Source organism: Streptomyces sp. NPDC058239 (assembly GCF_042882185.1).
Taxonomy (GTDB): domain Bacteria; phylum Actinomycetota; class Actinomycetes; order Streptomycetales; family Streptomycetaceae; genus Streptomyces.
This window is the reverse complement of record NZ_JBHVWS010000021.1, coordinates 39210-55289: the sequence shown is the minus strand read 5'-3', so window position 1 is coordinate 55289 and position 16080 is coordinate 39210. Positions and strand designations below refer to the sequence as shown.

Annotated in this window: 14 protein-coding genes and 1 riboswitch; of the genes, 8 read left to right on the top strand and 6 right to left on the bottom strand. The window is 69.8% G+C overall.

The genetic code is table 11. The features are described from left to right. The first annotated feature begins 75 nt into the window (after positions 1-75). From rlmN to ACFVYE_RS22530, 5 genes are all read left to right on the top strand, one after another. Positions 76-1182, top strand: coding sequence for a 23S rRNA (adenine(2503)-C(2))-methyltransferase RlmN (gene rlmN, locus ACFVYE_RS22550; protein WP_383971978.1), 1107 nt, complete (start codon positions 76-78; stop codon positions 1180-1182). Positions 1183-1223: 41 nt separating this feature from the next. Beyond that, positions 1224-1340, top strand: a riboswitch (TPP riboswitch). A gap of 74 nt (positions 1341-1414) precedes the next feature. Then, on the top strand, positions 1415-2524 hold the full coding sequence (locus ACFVYE_RS22545) for a thiamine ABC transporter substrate binding subunit (RefSeq protein ID WP_383971976.1): 1110 nt from the start codon (positions 1415-1417) through the stop codon (positions 2522-2524). A 161-nt stretch (positions 2525-2685) separates the two neighbouring features. After that, entirely contained in the window at positions 2686-4299 is a 1614-nt protein-coding gene (locus ACFVYE_RS22540) for an ABC transporter permease (protein ID WP_383971991.1), read from the top strand. 2 nt (positions 4300-4301) lie between these two features. Beyond that, on the top strand, positions 4302-5327 hold the full coding sequence (locus tag ACFVYE_RS22535) for an ABC transporter ATP-binding protein (RefSeq protein ID WP_383971973.1): 1026 nt from the start codon (positions 4302-4304) through the stop codon (positions 5325-5327). Between the two features lie 203 nt (positions 5328-5530). After that, positions 5531-5983, top strand: coding sequence for an SRPBCC domain-containing protein (locus ACFVYE_RS22530; protein WP_383971970.1), 453 nt, complete (start codon positions 5531-5533; stop codon positions 5981-5983). Between the two features lie 11 nt (positions 5984-5994). On the opposite strand, the gene ACFVYE_RS22525 is transcribed toward ACFVYE_RS22530, so the two are convergent. From ACFVYE_RS22525 to ACFVYE_RS22505, 5 genes are all read right to left on the bottom strand, one after another. Next, positions 5995-7119: an LOG family protein gene (locus tag ACFVYE_RS22525; RefSeq protein ID WP_383971968.1), complete on the bottom strand. Its 1125-nt coding sequence runs from the start codon at positions 7117-7119 to the stop codon at positions 5995-5997. Between the two features lie 57 nt (positions 7120-7176). Further along, positions 7177-8361 (bottom strand): hypothetical protein, encoded by a 1185-nt coding sequence (locus tag ACFVYE_RS22520; protein ID WP_389607060.1) that lies wholly within the window; start codon positions 8359-8361, stop codon positions 7177-7179. Next, the gene (locus ACFVYE_RS22515; protein WP_383971962.1) at positions 8343-9080 is read right to left on the bottom strand and encodes an ABC transporter ATP-binding protein; all 738 of its coding nucleotides are present in this window, start codon (positions 9078-9080) and stop codon (positions 8343-8345) included. Before ACFVYE_RS22515 ends, ACFVYE_RS22520 begins: the two co-directional genes overlap by 19 nt. A 334-nt stretch (positions 9081-9414) precedes the next feature. Beyond that, complete coding sequence (locus ACFVYE_RS22510; protein WP_383971959.1) at positions 9415-10794, bottom strand: aspartate aminotransferase family protein; 1380 nt, start codon at positions 10792-10794, stop codon at positions 9415-9417. Next, positions 10779-11270 (bottom strand): Lrp/AsnC family transcriptional regulator, encoded by a 492-nt coding sequence (locus ACFVYE_RS22505; protein ID WP_383971956.1) that lies wholly within the window; start codon positions 11268-11270, stop codon positions 10779-10781. The genes ACFVYE_RS22510 and ACFVYE_RS22505 overlap by 16 nt, the downstream gene beginning before the upstream one ends. A gap of 178 nt (positions 11271-11448) precedes the next feature. On the opposite strand from ACFVYE_RS22505, the gene ACFVYE_RS22500 reads away from it, so the two are divergent. The 3 genes from ACFVYE_RS22500 (at position 11449) to ACFVYE_RS22490 (ending at position 14841) form a co-directional block, all read left to right on the top strand. Further along, the gene (locus ACFVYE_RS22500; RefSeq protein WP_383971953.1) at positions 11449-12888 is read left to right on the top strand and encodes a gamma-aminobutyraldehyde dehydrogenase; all 1440 of its coding nucleotides are present in this window, start codon (positions 11449-11451) and stop codon (positions 12886-12888) included. 190 nt (positions 12889-13078) lie between these two features. Next, positions 13079-14242, top strand: a complete 1164-nt coding sequence (locus ACFVYE_RS22495; protein ID WP_383971989.1) for an extracellular solute-binding protein — start codon at positions 13079-13081, stop codon at positions 14240-14242. A gap of 53 nt (positions 14243-14295) precedes the next feature. Next, positions 14296-14841, top strand: a complete 546-nt coding sequence (locus ACFVYE_RS22490) for a hypothetical protein (protein ID WP_383971950.1) — start codon at positions 14296-14298, stop codon at positions 14839-14841. Between the two features lies 1 nt (position 14842). Here the strand turns inward: ACFVYE_RS22490 and ACFVYE_RS22485 are convergent, their stop codons facing one another. Next, positions 14843-16051 carry a serine hydrolase domain-containing protein gene (locus ACFVYE_RS22485; protein WP_383971986.1) on the bottom strand — a complete coding sequence of 403 codons (1209 nt, stop codon included), beginning with the start codon at positions 16049-16051 and terminating at the stop codon, positions 14843-14845. Between the last annotated feature and the right edge of the window lie 29 nt (positions 16052-16080).

The window sequence follows — 16080 nt, the reverse complement described above, 5'->3', positions numbered from 1 at the left end:
GGCTTTTGCGAGTGAGGGTCCGTTGTCCACAGGGCGGCGGGCCCTCACTGTTCTGTCTGCGACACTGGATGAACCATGCCTAAGCCCGGAGAACTCACTTTCGTCGCGCCCCGCGGAGCCAAGAAGCCGCCGCGGCACCTCGCCGACCTCACGCCCGCCGAGCGCAAGGAAGCCGTCGCCGCGATCGGCGAGAAGCCGTTCCGCGCCCAGCAGCTCTCACAGCACTACTTCGCGCGGTACGCGCACGACCCGGCAGAGTGGACCAACATCCCGGCCGGTTCGCGGGACAAGCTCGCCGAGGCGATGTTCCCCGACCTGATGTCGGTGGTCCGCCACATCAGCTGTGACGACGACACCACCCGTAAGACGCTGTGGAAGCTGCACGACGGGACGCTCGTGGAGTCCGTCCTGATGCGCTACCCGGAGCGGGTGACGATGTGCATCTCCTCGCAGGCGGGATGCGGGATGAACTGCCCGTTCTGCGCCACGGGGCAGGCCGGTCTCGACCGCAATCTGTCGACCGCGGAGATCGTCCACCAGATCGTGGACGGCATGCGCGCGCTGCGCGACGGGGAGGTCCCCGGTGGTCCGGCGCGGCTCTCCAACATCGTCTTCATGGGCATGGGCGAGCCGCTCGCCAACTACAACCGGGTGGTCGGCGCGATCCGCCGGCTGACCGACCCCGAGCCGGACGGGCTGGGGCTCTCGCAGCGCGGGATCACCGTGTCCACCGTGGGCCTGGTGCCCGCGATGCTCCGCTTCGCCGACGAGGGCTTCAAGTGCCGTCTCGCCGTCTCCCTGCACGCACCGGACGACGAGCTGCGCGACACGCTCGTCCCGGTGAACACGCGCTGGAAGGTGGGCGAGGTGCTGGACGCCGCGTGGGAGTACGCGGAGAAGTCCGGCCGCCGCATCTCCATCGAGTACGCGCTGATCCGGGACATCAACGACCAGGCGTGGCGTGGTGACCGGCTCGGCCGGCTCCTCAAGGGCAAGCGTGTGCACGTCAACCTGATCCCGCTGAACCCGACGCCCGGCTCCAAGTGGACCGCCTCGCGGCCCGAGGACGAGAAGGCGTTCGTCGACGCGATCGCGGCACACGGAGTGCCGGTGACCGTGCGGGACACCCGCGGCCAGGAGATCGACGGGGCCTGCGGGCAGTTGGCGGCAGCCGAGCGCTGAGGCCGGAACGGCCCGTGTAGCCTGGGCCTGAAATCAACTTCATATTCCGACAGGGGAGCGCCACAGCGCTGAGAGTGCGGCACCGAGAACAGGTCGGCCGCAGACCCTCTGAACCTCGCCCGGGTCATTCCGGGTAGGAAGTTCGGTCATCAACTCATGCTGTTGCGCCCTGCCCGCTTTTCCAGGGGCAGGGCCGCGTCTCTTCCTGGCCAAAACCCAGGAGGAATCCACAATGAGCACCACACGCAGAACCAAGCAGCTTGCGGCGACGGCTGTCGCCGCCGCGCTCGGCGTCACGGCACTTGCCGGATGCGGGAGCTCCGACAAGTCGGACTCCGGTTCCGGCGGTACGAAGAGCTCCGGTTCGAAGACCGTGACTCTTGTCAGCCATGACTCCTTCAACGCCTCCAAGGATGTGCTCAAGGAGTTCACCGAGGAGACCGGCTACACCGTCAAGGTGCTGAAGAGCGGTGACGCGGGTGTCGCGCTCAACCAGGAAATCCTGACCAAGGGCTCCCCGCGGGGAGATGTGTTCTTCGGTGTCGACAACACCCTGCTCTCCCGCGCTCTCGACAGCGGTCTCTTCACGCCGTACGAGGCGAAGGGCATCGATCAGGTGGCGGCCGGCACCCAACTGGACGCCGAGCACCGGGTCACCCCGATCGACACCGGCGACATCTGCATCAACTACGACAAGAAGTACTTCGCCGACAAGAAGCTCGCGCCGCCGCAGTCCTTCGACGACCTGGCGAAGCCCGAGTACAAGAACCTCCTCGTCACCGAGAACGCCGGGACCTCCTCGCCCGGCCTCGGCTTCCTCCTCGGCACCGTCGCCACCTACGGCGAGAAGGGCTACCAGGACTACTGGAAGAAGCTGAAGAGCAACGGCGTCAAGGTCGTCGACGGCTGGGAGCAGGCGTACAACGAGGAGTTCTCCGGCTCCGCGGGCGGTAAGAAGGCCAAGGCCGACCGGCCGCTCGTCGTCTCGTACGCCTCCAGCCCGCCCGTCGAGGTGCTGTACGCGAAGCCGCAGCCGGCCGAGGCCCCGACCGGGGTCGCCACCGGGACCTGCTTCCGTCAGATCGAATTCGCGGGTCTGTTGAACGGCGCGAAGAACGAGGCGGGTGGCAAGGCCCTGCTGGACTTCCTGATCAGCAAGAAATTCCAGGAGGACATGCCACTCAACATGTTCGTGAACCCGGTCACCAAGAGCGCGGAACTGCCGGAACTCTTCACGAAGTTCGGTGCGACGGTGGACAGGCCGGCGACCGTCGCCCCCGACGAGATTTCCAAGAACCGTGAGCAGTGGGTTCAGTCGTGGTCCTCGCTCGTAGTGAAGTAGCGAAGACCCCCGTACGCGGAACGGACGCGGGCGGGAGGGGCGAGCACGGGAAGAGCGAGCACGGGGAAGGGCCGCGCGGGAAGAGGCCGCGCGCCTGCTCCGGGCACGCGAACTCGGCGCGCGCAAAGGCGTGGCGCGCGAGCGCGGTGCGGCTCGGCCTGATGGCCGTGCCCGTCGCGTTCTTCGCGCTGTTCTTCGCCTACCCCGTCGCCGCGATCGTCGGCCGTGGACTGAAGGTGGACGGGGGCTGGCAGTTCGGCCGGATCGGCGAAGTGCTGACCCGGCCGGACATTCGCGACGTCCTCTGGTTCACCACCTGGCAGGCGCTCGCCTCGACCGCGCTGACCCTGCTGATCGCGCTGCCCGGCGCCTATGTCTTCGCCCGCTTCGACTTCCCCGGCAAACAACTGCTGCGGGCGGTCGTCACCGTGCCGTTCGTCCTGCCGACCGTCGTCGTCGGGACCGCCTTCCTCGCGCTGCTGGGACGCGGCGGGTTTCTCGACGAACTCTGGGGCGTACGGCTCGACACCACCGTCTGGGCAATCCTGCTCGCCCATGTCTTCTTCAACTACGCGGTGGTCGTGCGGACCGTGGGCGGGCTGTGGTCACAGCTCGACCCACGGCAGGAGGAGGCCGCCCGGGTGCTGGGCGCCGGGCGGTTCGCCGCCTGGCGGCGGGTCACCCTGCCGGCCCTCGCGCCCGCCGTGGCCGCCGCCGCGCTGATGGTCTTCCTCTTCACCTTCACCTCCTTCGGGGTCGTACAGATCCTCGGCGGCCCGGGGTACTCCACGCTGGAGGTGGAGATCTACCGGCAGACCGCCCAACTGCTCGCCCTGCCGACAGCCGCCGTGCTGACGCTGGTGCAGTTCGCCGCGGTCGGTGCGATCCTCGCCGTCCACGCGTGGACCGTACGGCGCAGGGAGACCGCGCTGAAGCTGGTCGACCCGGCACAGACCGCCCGCAGGCCGCGCGGCGCCGGGCAGTGGGCGCTGCTCTGCGGGGTGCTGCTGACCGTGCTCGTGCTGATACTGCTGCCGCTCGGGGTGCTGGTCGAGCGCTCGCTGGACACACCCGGCGGCCATGGCTTCGACTTCTACCGCGCCCTGCGGTCCGCCGACGCCGGCGGCGGTACCTTCCTGGTCGCCCCGCTCGAAGCCATCTGGAACTCAACTCAGTACGCACTGGTCGCGACCGTCATCGCGCTGGTCATCGGCGGGCTCGCCGCCGCGGCTCTGACCCGGCGCGCGGGGCGTCTCGTCCGCGGCTTCGATGCCTTGCTGATGCTGCCGCTAGGGGTGTCCGCGGTCACCGTCGGCTTCGGTTTTCTGATCACCCTGGACAAGCCGCCGCTGGATCTGCGGACTTCATGGATTCTGGTGCCGCTCGCCCAGGCGCTGGTCGGTGTGCCCTTCGTCGTACGGACCATGCTGCCGGTCCTGCGGGCGGTGGACGGCCGGCTGAGGGAGGCGGCCGCGGTGCTCGGGGCGTCACCCCTGCGGGCCTGGCGGGAGGTCGATCTGCCGCTGGTGCGGCGGGCGTTGCTGGTGGCGGCCGGGTTCGCGTTCGCCGTGTCACTCGGTGAGTTCGGCGCGACGGTGTTCATCGCACGGCCCGACCGCCCGACGCTGCCGGTGGCCGTGGCCCGGCTGCTGGGGCGGGCCGGGGAGCTCAACTACGGCCAGGCGATGGCCCTCAGCACCATTCTGATGGTGGTCTGCGCCCTCTCGCTGCTGCTGCTCGAACGTATCCGCACGGACCGATCCGGGGAGTTCTAGAGATGCTGACACTGGAATCGGCCACGGTCCGCTTCGGTGAGCGGGCGGCACTCGACAGGGTGGATCTGGAGGTCGCCGAGCACGAGATCGTGTGCGTGCTGGGGCCGAGCGGCAGCGGCAAGTCGACCCTGCTGCGGGTGGTCGCCGGACTGCACCCGCCGGACGGCGGCCGGGTGCTGCTGGACGGCGCGGACCAGGCCGGGGTGCCGGTGCACCGGCGCGGACTCGGCCTGATGTTCCAGGACCACCAGCTCTTCCCGCACCGGGATGTCGGCGCAAATGTCGCCTTCGGTCTGCGGATGCGCGGGATGTCGCGGCGCGATCAGGAGCGCAAGGTCGATGAACTCCTCGACCTGGTGGGCCTGCCCGGCTCCGAACGGCGGGCCGTCGCCGCGCTGTCCGGCGGTGAGCAGCAGCGTGTCGCCCTCGCGAGGGCGCTCGCGCCAAGCCCGAAGCTGCTGATGCTGGACGAGCCGCTCGGCCAGCTCGACCGCGGCCTGCGTGAACGGCTCGTAGTCGAACTGCGCACGCTCTTCGGACGGTTGGGTACGACGGTGCTCGCCGTCACCCACGACCAGGGCGAGGCGTTCGCCCTCGCCGACCGGGTGGTGGTGATGCGCGGCGGGCGGATCGCCCAGGTGGGCACGCCGCTGGAGGTCTGGCAGCAGCCCGCGTCAGCCTTTGTCGCCCGGTTCCTCGGCTTCGACAACGTGGTGGAGGCGACGGTGGCCGGCACGGCCGCCGACACGGTGTGGGGCAAGGTGCCGGTGCCCAAGGGCTCGCCGCAGGGGGCGTGCGATCTGCTGGTGCGCCCGGCCGGGGTCCGGATCGGCTCCCCGGACGGGGGGCTGCGCTGCACGGTCGGGACGCGTACGTTCCGGGGCAGCCATGTCGCCGTACAGCTGATGCCGGTGGGCGGTCCGGTCCTGGAGGCGGAGTGCACGCTGCGGGACGCCCCGCAGGAGGGCGCGACGGTCGGGGTCCGCTTCGACGCGGCGGAGACCGTCGTCCTGCCCGCCGCCTTCTGACCTCGCGCGTCCGGCGGAGGGCGCGGTCGGGTTCACTTGACCGGCCGAGCCGTGCCGGGCGATCCCGCCCGCCGTCTCCCGGCGTCCGGAACTGCTGGAGCGGCCCGGACCGATCGCACGCGGCGGGTCTGCGCAGTGGTGTCCGTGCAAGCTGTAGGAGGACATGCGGCAGATCCGGAACGACTGCGAGAAGGACGGGAACAATGACTGAGTCAGCACGCGAGGGCATCGACATCACCCGCGTCCTCGACGCCCCGCGGGAACTGGTCTTCGAGGCCTGGACGACGCCCGAGCACTTCGCCGCCTGGTACGGCGGGGACGCCGAGGTGCCGCTCGACCGAGTGTCGATGGATGTCAGGCCGGGCGGCGCCTGGAGCCTGGTCATCGTGGTTCCGGGCACCGAGATGCCCTTTCACGGGGTCTACCGCGAGGTCCTTGCCCCCGAGCGGCTGGTGTTCACGCTGAAGGACGCCACCGCACCCGCAGACATCGAGGGCGAGACCGTCACCGTCACCTTCACCGACCGCGGCGACAAGACCACCGAAATGGTCTTCAAGCAGCGCGGCGGCAACCTCACGGCAGAGCAGTACGCGGCCGCCGAGGACGGCTGGGAGGCCTTCTTCGATGCGCTCGTGGCCCGTCTCGCGTCCCTCTGAACCGGCCTCGGCTACCGCTTCGCCGACAATTGGGCGAGTGCCTCGGCGGCCTCGTCCACCGTGTCGACGAGCGCGATACGGGACTCCATCGGCCGGCTGTCGGCCAGCGCGCGCAGCAGTGGCCACGCGGGCAGCTCCCTCGTCCAGTGCGCGCGGCCGACCAGCACCATCGGGGTCGGCCTGCCGCGGGAGCCGTAGTAGTTCGGCGTCGCGTTGTCGAAGATCTCCTGTGTGGTGCCGGCCGCGCCCGGCAGGAAGATCACGCCCGCCGTGGAGCGGGCGAGCAGTCCGTCCTCGCGCAGCGCGTTGGCGAAGTACTTGGCGATGTGGTCCGCGAACGGGTTCGGCGGCTCATGTCCGTAGAACCAGGTGGGGATCGAGACCGAGCCGCCGCCGCCCGGCCAGCGCTCCCGTACGGCGAAGGCGGCCAGCGCCCAGTCGGTGACCGACGGGGTGAACGAGGGGGTGGCGGCCAGGAGTTCGCAGGCCTTGTCCAGCATCGGATCGGGGTGCGGCGCCGAGTACGCCCCGAGGTTCGCGGCCTCCATCGCGCCCGGCCCGCCGCCGGTGGCCACCGTCAGGCCGTTCCGGGCCAGCGTCCGGCCCAGCCGGGCCGCGGCCGCGTACTCCGCGCTGCCGCGGGCCGTCGTATGGCCGCCCATCACCCCGACGACAAAAGCGCCGGCGAGTTGTTCGTCCAGCGCGTCGGAGACCGCGTCGTCGTGGAGCGCACGCAGCATCGACGCGAAGGTGTCGCCGCTCGACCGGGTCTCCCGGAACCAGCGGTAGGCGCGGGCATCGGGCGTCGCCGCGTAGCCGCCGGCCGTCAGCCCTTCGTAGAGCGCGTCGGGGGAGTAGAGCAGGCCGCGGTACGGATCGAAGGGCAGTCCGGGCACCGGTGGGAAGACGAACGCACCGTCGGCCCGTACCTTCGCCGCCGTTCCGGGTGCCATCAGGCAGCCGAGGAAGACCGCACCGGCCGTATCGGCGGCCAGCAGGGCGGCGCCCCGGTCCGTCAGGTCGACGGACTGGACCCGGTGTCCGGCCAGCCTCCCGGAGGCGACCACCGCGTCGAATTCGGCGAGCGACTCGATCTCCGGGCCGGGTACGGGATAGCTGTCGTCCGGGTTGTCCACGTTGTCATGCTACGTAGCGGCCGAGGTGCACGGGCGTGGCCGGCGGGGCGCGCGACCTCAGGCCGTCAGCGGCAGCGCCGCCAGCTCGGCGACCAGCCAGGTCAACGGGGCGAAGACGACCAGCAGCGCGGCGGCGCGAAGGGCCGTCGCGGCCCACAGCACCGAGGCCGGGGCACCCAGCCGCGACAGCGCCCGCGCCGTCCGGGTGCGATCCTGCTTCGCCTCCAGCGCCGAGGTCAGCAGCGTCGCCGACGTACAGCCGAGGACGAGCACCCCGCCCAGTGCCGTGAGCGGGCCGAAGGGGCGTGGCCCCGTCCCGTACAGCGCGTAGGCGGCGATCACCGCGGAGAGCACCGCACAGACCACACCGAGCGGCCCTCCGATCCGGCGCGCCTCGCCCATCAGCACCCGGCCGGCCAGCAGCCGTACGGCGCCGGGGCGCACCGCCTGCAGCAGCCGCCCGCAGAGATATGCCAGGCCGGGTCCGGCCACGGCCAGGCCGATCGCCGTCAGCGTCCACCCCGCCAGCACTCCGGCCGGAGTGGCGTCGAACCTGCCGGGGAGCGGGAGCAGGCTGCGCCCGTCGCCGTGGCTCAGGTAGGCCTCCACGGCGAGGCCGGCCGCGATCAGTGCCACCCCCCACGGCAGCCCGGTCGGGGGTGCTGCCGGAGCGGGTGGCCGGTCCTCCGACGCCTCGTCCGAGGAGATTCCGTCCGGGACCGCCGGCTGGACCGGCCGGGTGCGCAGTGCCAGCCCGCTCGCTGTCGCCGCGGCCACCGGGACCAGGGCCAGCAGCATGAGCACGGCCGCGAGCGGCAGCGGGGCGTCCGCGTCGAGCAGCCCTGCCGCCGCACCGTCGAACGGCAGCCCGGACAGATCGCCGCGCAGATGCAGGAAGAACAGCAGCGCCACCATCGACCCGAGGGTGCAGGAGACGGCTGTGGAGACCGCGGCGAGCACGGTGAGCCTGACGGGCCCGAGGCCCACGGCGGACAGCCCGGAGCGTGGCCGGGTGCTCGGATCCGTACGGGCCACCGCGACCGCGAACTGCACGGTGGCGGCGAGCGGCACGAGGCACCACAGCAGCCGCAGCACGGCCGCGGCGGAGTGCGCCGGGTGCCCCGATGCGTAGCCCAGGGCGCACAGCAGCAGGAAGCCGACCCCGGCGGAGGCGGCCGCGACCAGCAGCCGTCGCATCAGGACCAGCGGATGGGAACCCCGGGCTAGACGGAGAGCGAGCACGCCGCCCTGCCCTCCGCATCGGATACGGCGGGCAGGGCGACGGTGGCGACGGGGCGGCCGTCGAGCAACGGGACCGTACGGTCGGCGAGGGTGGCGACCTCGGGGTCATGGGTGGCGAGCACGACCGTGATGCCGTGCGAGCGGGCCGCGCTGGTGAGGGTGCGCAGCACATGCGTCCGGTCGGTGCGGTGCAGGGTCGCGGTCGGCTCGTCGGCGAAGATCACCGAGGGGGAGGCGGCCAGCGCGCGGGCCACGGCGATCCGCTGGCGCTGCCCCTGGGGCAGCGTGTGCGGTCGCTTCTTGGCGCACGCACCGATGTCCAGCCGCTCCAGCCACTCCAGGCCGGTCTTCTTCGCCTCCCGGTGCGAGGCGCCGCGCAGCAGCAGCGGAAGAGCCACGTTCTCCCAGGTGTTCAGCTCCGGTACGAGCTGGGGCTCGGGGGCGATCCAGCCGAACTTGTCTCGGCGCAGCCGTTCGCGCAAGCGGGGGCCCATGGTGTGGACGGGGACGCTGTTGAACCACACCTCGCCCTGCTGGGGCACCAGTTGACCGGAGAGGCAGTGCAGCAGGGTCGTCTTGCCGCTGCCTCTGGGGCCGGTCACGGCGAGGATCTCGCCGTCGTGGACACCCAGGGAGACGCCACCGAGCGCGGGTGAGCCGTTGTGGGAGTGGTGCAGGGAACGCGCCCAGATCACGTCGTTGTCCGGCGGGGCCGCCATGGCGTACACCTCGGTTCAGATCGTATGTCCCGTCCCCCTTACGGGGGAACGAAGAGGGGGCCGATCGGTCACTCGGCACCGTAAGGATTCGAACCGCGGTGTGGGCACAGCACACGGCCCGGGTGCGCTCCATCCCACTCGAATGGGCGCATCCGGGCCGTGTGGACCGTATGAAATGACCGCTGGAAGCCGGTCAAGCGGTGGTCAGCCGGTGGTCAAGCCGCAGGGCCGTCCGGCGGATCACGGCCGGACAGATCCTGGCCCGTCGGGCGGACGGGCGGACAGGGGCGATCGGCTGCCCGGTCCGTGGCCGGTCAGCCGATCGGACCGCCGGTCAGAGCTTGGTCCACGCCTCGGTGAGGACGCTCCGCAGAATGCCCTCGATCTCGTCGAACGTCGACTGGTCGGAGATCAGCGGCGGCGCGAGCTGGACGACCGGGTCGCCGCGGTCGTCGGCCCGGCAGTACAGGCCGTTGTCGTACAGCGCCTTGGAGAGGAAGCCGTACAGGACGCGCTCGGTCTCCTCGTCGGTGAAGGTCTCCTTGGTGGCCTTGTCCTTCACCAGCTCGATGCCGTAGAAGAAGCCGTTGCCGCGGACGTCGCCGACGATCGGCAGGTCGAGCAGCTTCTGCAGCGTCGTGTAGAAGGCGTTCTCGTTGTCCAGGACGTGCTGGTTGAGGCCCTCGCGCTCGAAGATGTCGAGGTTGGCGAGGCCGACCGCCGCGGAGACCGGGTGGCCACCGAAGGTGTAGCCGTGCAGGAAGGTGTTGTCACCCTCGTAGAACGGCGCGGCGATGCGGTCCGAGACGATGCAGGCACCGATCGGGGAGTAGCCCGAGGTCATGCCCTTGGCGCAGGTGATCATGTCCGGCACGTAGCCGAACTTGTCGCAGGCGAACATCGTACCGAGACGGCCGAAGGCGCAGATGACCTCGTCGGAGACGAGCAGTACGTCGTACTTGTCGCAGATCTCGCGCACGCGCTGGAAGTATCCGGGCGGCGGCGGGAAGCAGCCGCCTGCGTTCTGCACGGGCTCCAGGAAGACGGCGGCGACGGTGTCCGCGCCCTCGAACAGGATCTCCTGCTCGATCTGGTCGGCGGCCCAGCGGCCGAAGGCCTCCGGGTCGTCGCCGTGGATCGGGGCGCGGTAGATGTTGGTGTTCGGCACCTTGTGCGCGCCGGGGACCAGCGGCTCGAAGGGGGCCTTCAGGGCCGGCAGGCCGGTGATGGACAGGGCGCCCTGCGGGGTGCCGTGGTAGGCGACCGCACGCGAGATGACCTTGTACTTGGTCGGCTTGCCCTGGAGCTTGAAGTACTGCTTGGCCAGCTTCCAGGCGGTCTCCACGGCCTCGCCGCCACCGGTGGTGAAGAAGACCTTGTTGAGGTCGCCCGGCGCGTAGTCGGCGAGGCGCTCGGCGAGCTCGACGGCCTTCGGGTGGGCGTAGGACCAGACCGGGAAGAAGCCCAGCTCCTGGCCCTGCTTGTACGCCGCCTCGGCGAGCTCGTGACGGCCGTGACCGGCGTTGACCACGAACAGGCCGGACAGGCCGTCGAGGTAGCGCTTGCCTTGGTCGTCGTAGATGTAGGTGCCCTCGCCACGCACGATGGTGGGAACGGGCGCGTTCTCGTAGTCCGACATGCGGGTGAAATGCATCCACAGGTGGTCGTACGCGGTTCGGCTGAGGTCCTTGCTCACGGCTATCGGGTTCCCCACATATAGGTCTGCTTCTTGAGCTTCAGGTACACAAAGCTCTCGGTGGAGCGCACGCCGGGGATGGCCCGGATGCGTTTGTTGATCGTTTCCAGCAGGTGGTCGTCGTCCTCGCAGACGATCTCCACCATCAGGTCGAAGGAGCCCGCGGTCATCACCACGTACTCGCACTCGGCCATGGCCGACAGCGCCTCGGCGACGGGATCGAGGTCGCCGTCGACATTGATGCCGACCATCGCCTGCCGTCGGAACCCCACGGTGAGCGGGTCCGTGACGGCGACGATCTGCATCACGCCCTGGTCGAGCAGCTTCTGGACGCGCTGCCGCACGGCCGCCTCGGAGAGGCCGACGGCCTTGCCGATCGCGGCGTACGGGCGACGCCCGTCCTCCTGGAGCTGCTCGATGATTGCGAGGGATACGGCATCGACCGTTGGGGACGATCCGTTCCCGGTCCTGGAGTCTGCGCTGCGACTGGCCACGCATCCACTGTGCACCGGGACTCGTCGGTCTGGCAACCCCGAATCGATGAAATTCGTTGTCTGAGGGTCTCGATCTCACTGAATCCGAAGTTCGCGGTGGTTGGGCATGTCGAAAGCGATACCTGAGCGACTAGGCTGGCCATCTCATCCATTGGACGTGTCGACAGGAGGGGTGGTTGTGACCACCGAGGTGCGCCGTCTGCGCAACTACATCAACGGAGAGTTCCGGGACGCCGCTGACGGGCGGACCATCGACGTGGTCAATCCGGCGACGGAAGAGGTCTACGCGACCTCGCCGCTCTCCGGCCAGGCCGATGTCGATGCCGCGATGGACGCCGCCGCGGCCGCTTTCCCCGCCTGGCGCGACGCCACGCCCGCCGAGCGCCAGAAGGCCCTGCTGAAGATCGCGGACGCCTTCGAGGAGCGCGCCGAGGATCTCATCGCCGCCGAGTCGGAGAACACGGGCAAGCCGATCGAGCTCACCCGCACCGAAGAGATCCCGCCGATGGTGGACCAGATCCGCTTCTTCGCGGGTGCGGCGCGGATGCTCGAAGGCCGCTCGGCCGGCGAGTACATGGAGGGCCTGACCTCCATCATCCGCCGCGAGCCGGTCGGCGTCTGCGCGCAGGTCGCGCCGTGGAACTACCCGATGATGATGGCCGTCTGGAAGTTCGCCCCGGCGCTCGCCGCGGGCAACACCGTCGTCATCAAGCCGTCCGACACCACCCCGGCGTCGACCGTGCTGATCGCCGAGATCATCGGCCAGATCCTTCCCAAGGGCGTCTTCAACGTCATCTGCGGCGACCGCGACACCGGCCGCGCGATGGTCGAGCACCCGACCCCGGCGATGGCCTCCATCACCGGTTCGGTGCGGGCCGGCATGCAGGTCGCCGAGTCCGCCGCCAAGGACGTCAAGCGGGTGCACCTGGAGCTCGGCGGCAAGGCCCCGGTCGTCGTGTTCGAGGACGCCGACATCGCCAAGGCCGTCGAGGGCATCTCCGTCGCGGGCTTCTTCAACGCGGGCCAGGATTGTACGGCCGCGACCCGCGTCCTGGTCCACGAGTCGATCCACGACGAGTTCGTCACCGCCCTCGCCAAGGCCGCCGCCGACACCAGGACGGGGCAGCCGGACGACGAGGACGTGCTGTACGGCCCGCTCAACAACGCCAACCAGCTGAAGCAGGTCAGCGGCTTCATCGAGCGGCTCCCCGCCCACGCCAAGGTCGAGGCGGGCGGCCACCGGGTCGGCGAGAAGGGCTACTTCTACGCCCCGACCGTCGTCTCCGGCCTCCAGCAGGACGACGAGATCATCCAGAACGAGGTCTTCGGCCCGGTCATCACCGTCCAGAAGTTCACGGACGAGACCCAGGCCGTCGCGTACGCCAACGGCGTCGAGTACGCCCTGGCCTCCTCGGTATGGACCAAGGACCACTCCCGCGCCATGCGGATGTCCAAGAACCTCGACTTCGGCTGTGTGTGGATCAACACCCACATTCCGCTCGTCGCCGAGATGCCGCACGGCGGGTTCAAGAAGTCCGGCTACGGCAAGGACCTCTCCGCGTACGGCTTCGAGGACTACACCCGCATCAAGCACGTCATGACCTCGCTCGACGGCTGAGCCTTCGTCAGTTGCGGTGAGCGGCCCCGGGCATGAGTCCGGGGCCGTTCCGTTCGGCATCGGCATCGGCACCGGCGACGGCATCGACAAGGTGTGCGGACGGAGCGTGTGCCGCTGGACGGTTGGTCCATTGCCCCCGCCGTCGTCCGACCGGCATCCTGCGCAGGTGCGAGCAACCCCGAAGAACCCCATGTCCCGCCGGTCCCTGCTGCGCGCCTTCGGGGCCACAGCGGCCGGTGTCACGCTGGCCGGCTGCGGAGTGCCCGCTGCCTATGTGGAGCCCGGTGACCGCGCCGGACGCGACGTATCGGCGCGTGACCACTCCCTGCACTTCGCGAACTGGCCCCTGTACATCGACACCGACGACGAGGACACGTCGAAGCGGCCCACGCTCGACGCGTTCAGCAAGCGGACCGGGATCTCCGTCACGTACACCGAGGAGATCAACGACAACGACGAGTTCTTCGGGAAGATCAGCCCGGCCCTGATGAACCACCAGGAGACCGGCCGGGACCTGCTCGTCATCAGCGACTGGATGGCCGCCCGGTTCGTACGCCTCGGCTGGGTGCAGGAGATGAACCGGGCCGAGCAGCCCAACGTCGCCAAGTACCTGGATCCGCAGCTGCGCTCGCCCGCCTTCGACAAGGGCCGGCTGCACAGCGTCCCCTGGCAGTCGGGGATCACCGGCATCGCGTACAACCGCAAGAAGCTCGGCCGCGAGATTAAGCACATGAGCGATCTGTGGGCGGACGACCTGAGCGGCAAGGTGACGCTGCTGTCCGGGCTCGACGAGTCCTTCGCCCTTCTGATGCAGGGCAACGGCGTCGACATCACCCGCTGGAAGCGGGACGACTTCTACGAGGTGTGCGACCAGGTGGAGAAGCTGGTGAAGAAGAGGCACATCCGCCGCTTCACCGGCAACGACTACATCAAGGACCTGTCGACCGGCGATGTGCTCGCATGCCAGGCCTACTCCGGCGATGTCATCCAGCTCCAGGCGGACAACCCGGAGATCGAGTTCGTGGTGCCCGAGGAGGGCGCCGAACTCTGGGCGGAGTCCCTCATGATCCCCAACCTCGCCCGCCACAAGGGCAACGCCGAGAAGCTCATCGACTACTACTACGAGCCGGAGGTGGCCGCGGAGCTGGCGACCTGGGTCAACTACGTCTGCCCCGTCCCGGCCGCCCGCGAGGTGCTGGCCTCATCCAAGGACGAGGAGGCCGCCGCGCTCGCCGAGGACCCGCTGATCTTCCCCGACGACGCGATGCGCAGACGGCTTGCGATCGCCCGCGACATCACGTCCGAGGAGCGCACCGAGTTCGCCAAGAAGTGGAACTCCATAGTCGGCCTGTGAGCCGTGTCGGGGCTGGCGTAAAGAGCCGGTAAACGCGGGCGTACGCTGCAGACATGAGCGAGCGAAGAGCCCTGCTGAGGCGCATACGCGTGTGGTTGGTCGTCTTTATCGTCTGTCTGGCGCTGAGCGGGCTGACCGCCTTCCCGCTCGTCCACGAACTCCACTGGGCCGAGGACCTGTTGAAGTCCTCGGCCTCTCCGGTACCCGAGCACTTCCCGGCCCTGATGGAGTGGATCACCCGGGTCCGCACCGGTCTCGACGAGGCCGATGCGAAGTACCCCTTCGTGCTGTACGGCACCGACTGGCTGGCCTTCGCGCACCTCGTCATCGCGGTCGCCTTCTACGGCCCCTACCGAGACCCGGTCCGCAACATCTGGGTCGTCGAGTTCGGCATGATCGCCTGCGCGGGGATCATCCCGCTCGCCCTGATCTGCGGACCGATCCGGGGCATCCCCTTCTGGTGGTCGGTCATCGACATGTCGTTCGGGGTCTTCGGGGTGATCCCGCTGCTCGTCGTACGCCGCATGATCAAGCGGCTGGAGGCCGTGGAGCGGACACCGCGGCCGGTGCCCGCCCCGACGGCCGCGCCGGCGGTCTGAGTCAGCCGGACGACGGGGCACCGAAGGCGGCCACCACGACGTTCATCGCCGTGGCGTTCATGCCCTCACCCTTCGCGTCCGTCGAGTTGACGCTGTAGACGAGTGTCCGGGAGAGATCACGGGTGGCCGCAATGGCCGTGTTGTAGCCCCAGCGGCCACCCGTCTTGCCCCAGACCTCGCGCCCGCCCAGCTTCATCACCGACAGACCCACGCTGAACGCGGCGGGGTTGCCCGTGCCGTACTCGTGCACCGACGCGTCGGGCAGCGTGAACATCTCCTCCAGCAGCGGACCGCGCACCACCTGCCCGCGGAACAGCGCCCGGGTGAAGTGCTCCAGGTCGGCGGTGGTGGAGATCAGGTCACCCGCCGCCCAGGCGTCCGTCGCCCCCCACACCGACACATCGCGCAGCTCGCCGGTCCCGTCGGGCCCGGTGAAGATCTGGTAGCCGTGGTTGTACGGGCCGCGGATCGTCGGGTCGGTGCCGGGGAAGTACGTGTCCTTCAGGTGCAGAGGCTTCAGGATGCGGCGGGAGACCTCCGCCGCGTAGGTGTGGCCGGTGACCTTCTCGATCAGCAGGCCCGCCACGGTGTAGCCGATGTTGTCGTAGTGCTGCTGCGTACCCGGCGCGAAGTCCGGCTCGTGGGAGGTGGCTTCGCGTACCGTCTCCGCCGCGTCGTGCAGATCGAAGCGGTGTGCGTACCACTCGTCCAGGGTGTCGCCGCCGGAGCCTACGGACGGGATGCCGCTGGTGTGGTTCAGCAGCTGGCGCACCGTGACCTGCTGGTACGCCGCGGGGATCAGCTCCGGCAGATAGTGCCGGGCCGGGCGGTCCAGGTCGAGCTTTCCCTCGCCTGCCAACTGGAGCGCGACGGCGGCAGTGAAGACCTTGGTGACCGAGCCGGCCCGGAAGCGGGCGTCCCGGTCCGCCGGACGGTTGGACTCCAGGTCGCGGACGCCGGAACTGCCCCGCCAGTCGCCGTCGGTGCCCGCGACCTGTACGAGTGCGGCCGTGGCGTCGGTCTTCGGCAGCCCGGCGATCGCGGCGCGCAGAGCCTTCGCGTCGAGGGCCTTGGTGTCCGGCGTCTCCTGGACGGCCGTGACGGCGGCCACTGGAGCGCGGGCTGCCGCGAGTGCCGGTCCGGCCGGGCCGGCGGCGATGCCGAGGACCAGGGCGGTGGCGACGACGGTACGGGTAGCGCGGGCGTTCATGTCCGGTGCCTCCGGGGAGTGGAATCCGT

Coding starts and splice junctions, on each gene's coding strand:
- rlmN (WP_383971978.1), top strand. CDS start 76: ATGCCTAAGCCCGGAGAACTCACTTTCGTCGCGCCCCGCGGAGCCAAG.
- ACFVYE_RS22545 (WP_383971976.1), top strand. CDS start 1,415: ATGAGCACCACACGCAGAACCAAGCAGCTTGCGGCGACGGCTGTCGCC.
- ACFVYE_RS22540 (WP_383971991.1), top strand. CDS start 2,686: ATGGCCGTGCCCGTCGCGTTCTTCGCGCTGTTCTTCGCCTACCCCGTC.
- ACFVYE_RS22535 (WP_383971973.1), top strand. CDS start 4,302: ATGCTGACACTGGAATCGGCCACGGTCCGCTTCGGTGAGCGGGCGGCA.
- ACFVYE_RS22530 (WP_383971970.1), top strand. CDS start 5,531: ATGACTGAGTCAGCACGCGAGGGCATCGACATCACCCGCGTCCTCGAC.
- ACFVYE_RS22515 (WP_383971962.1), bottom strand. CDS start 9,080: ATGGCGGCCCCGCCGGACAACGACGTGATCTGGGCGCGTTCCCTGCAC.
- ACFVYE_RS22495 (WP_383971989.1), top strand. CDS start 13,079: ATGTCCCGCCGGTCCCTGCTGCGCGCCTTCGGGGCCACAGCGGCCGGT.
- ACFVYE_RS22490 (WP_383971950.1), top strand. CDS start 14,296: ATGAGCGAGCGAAGAGCCCTGCTGAGGCGCATACGCGTGTGGTTGGTC.
- ACFVYE_RS22485 (WP_383971986.1), bottom strand. CDS start 16,051: ATGAACGCCCGCGCTACCCGTACCGTCGTCGCCACCGCCCTGGTCCTC.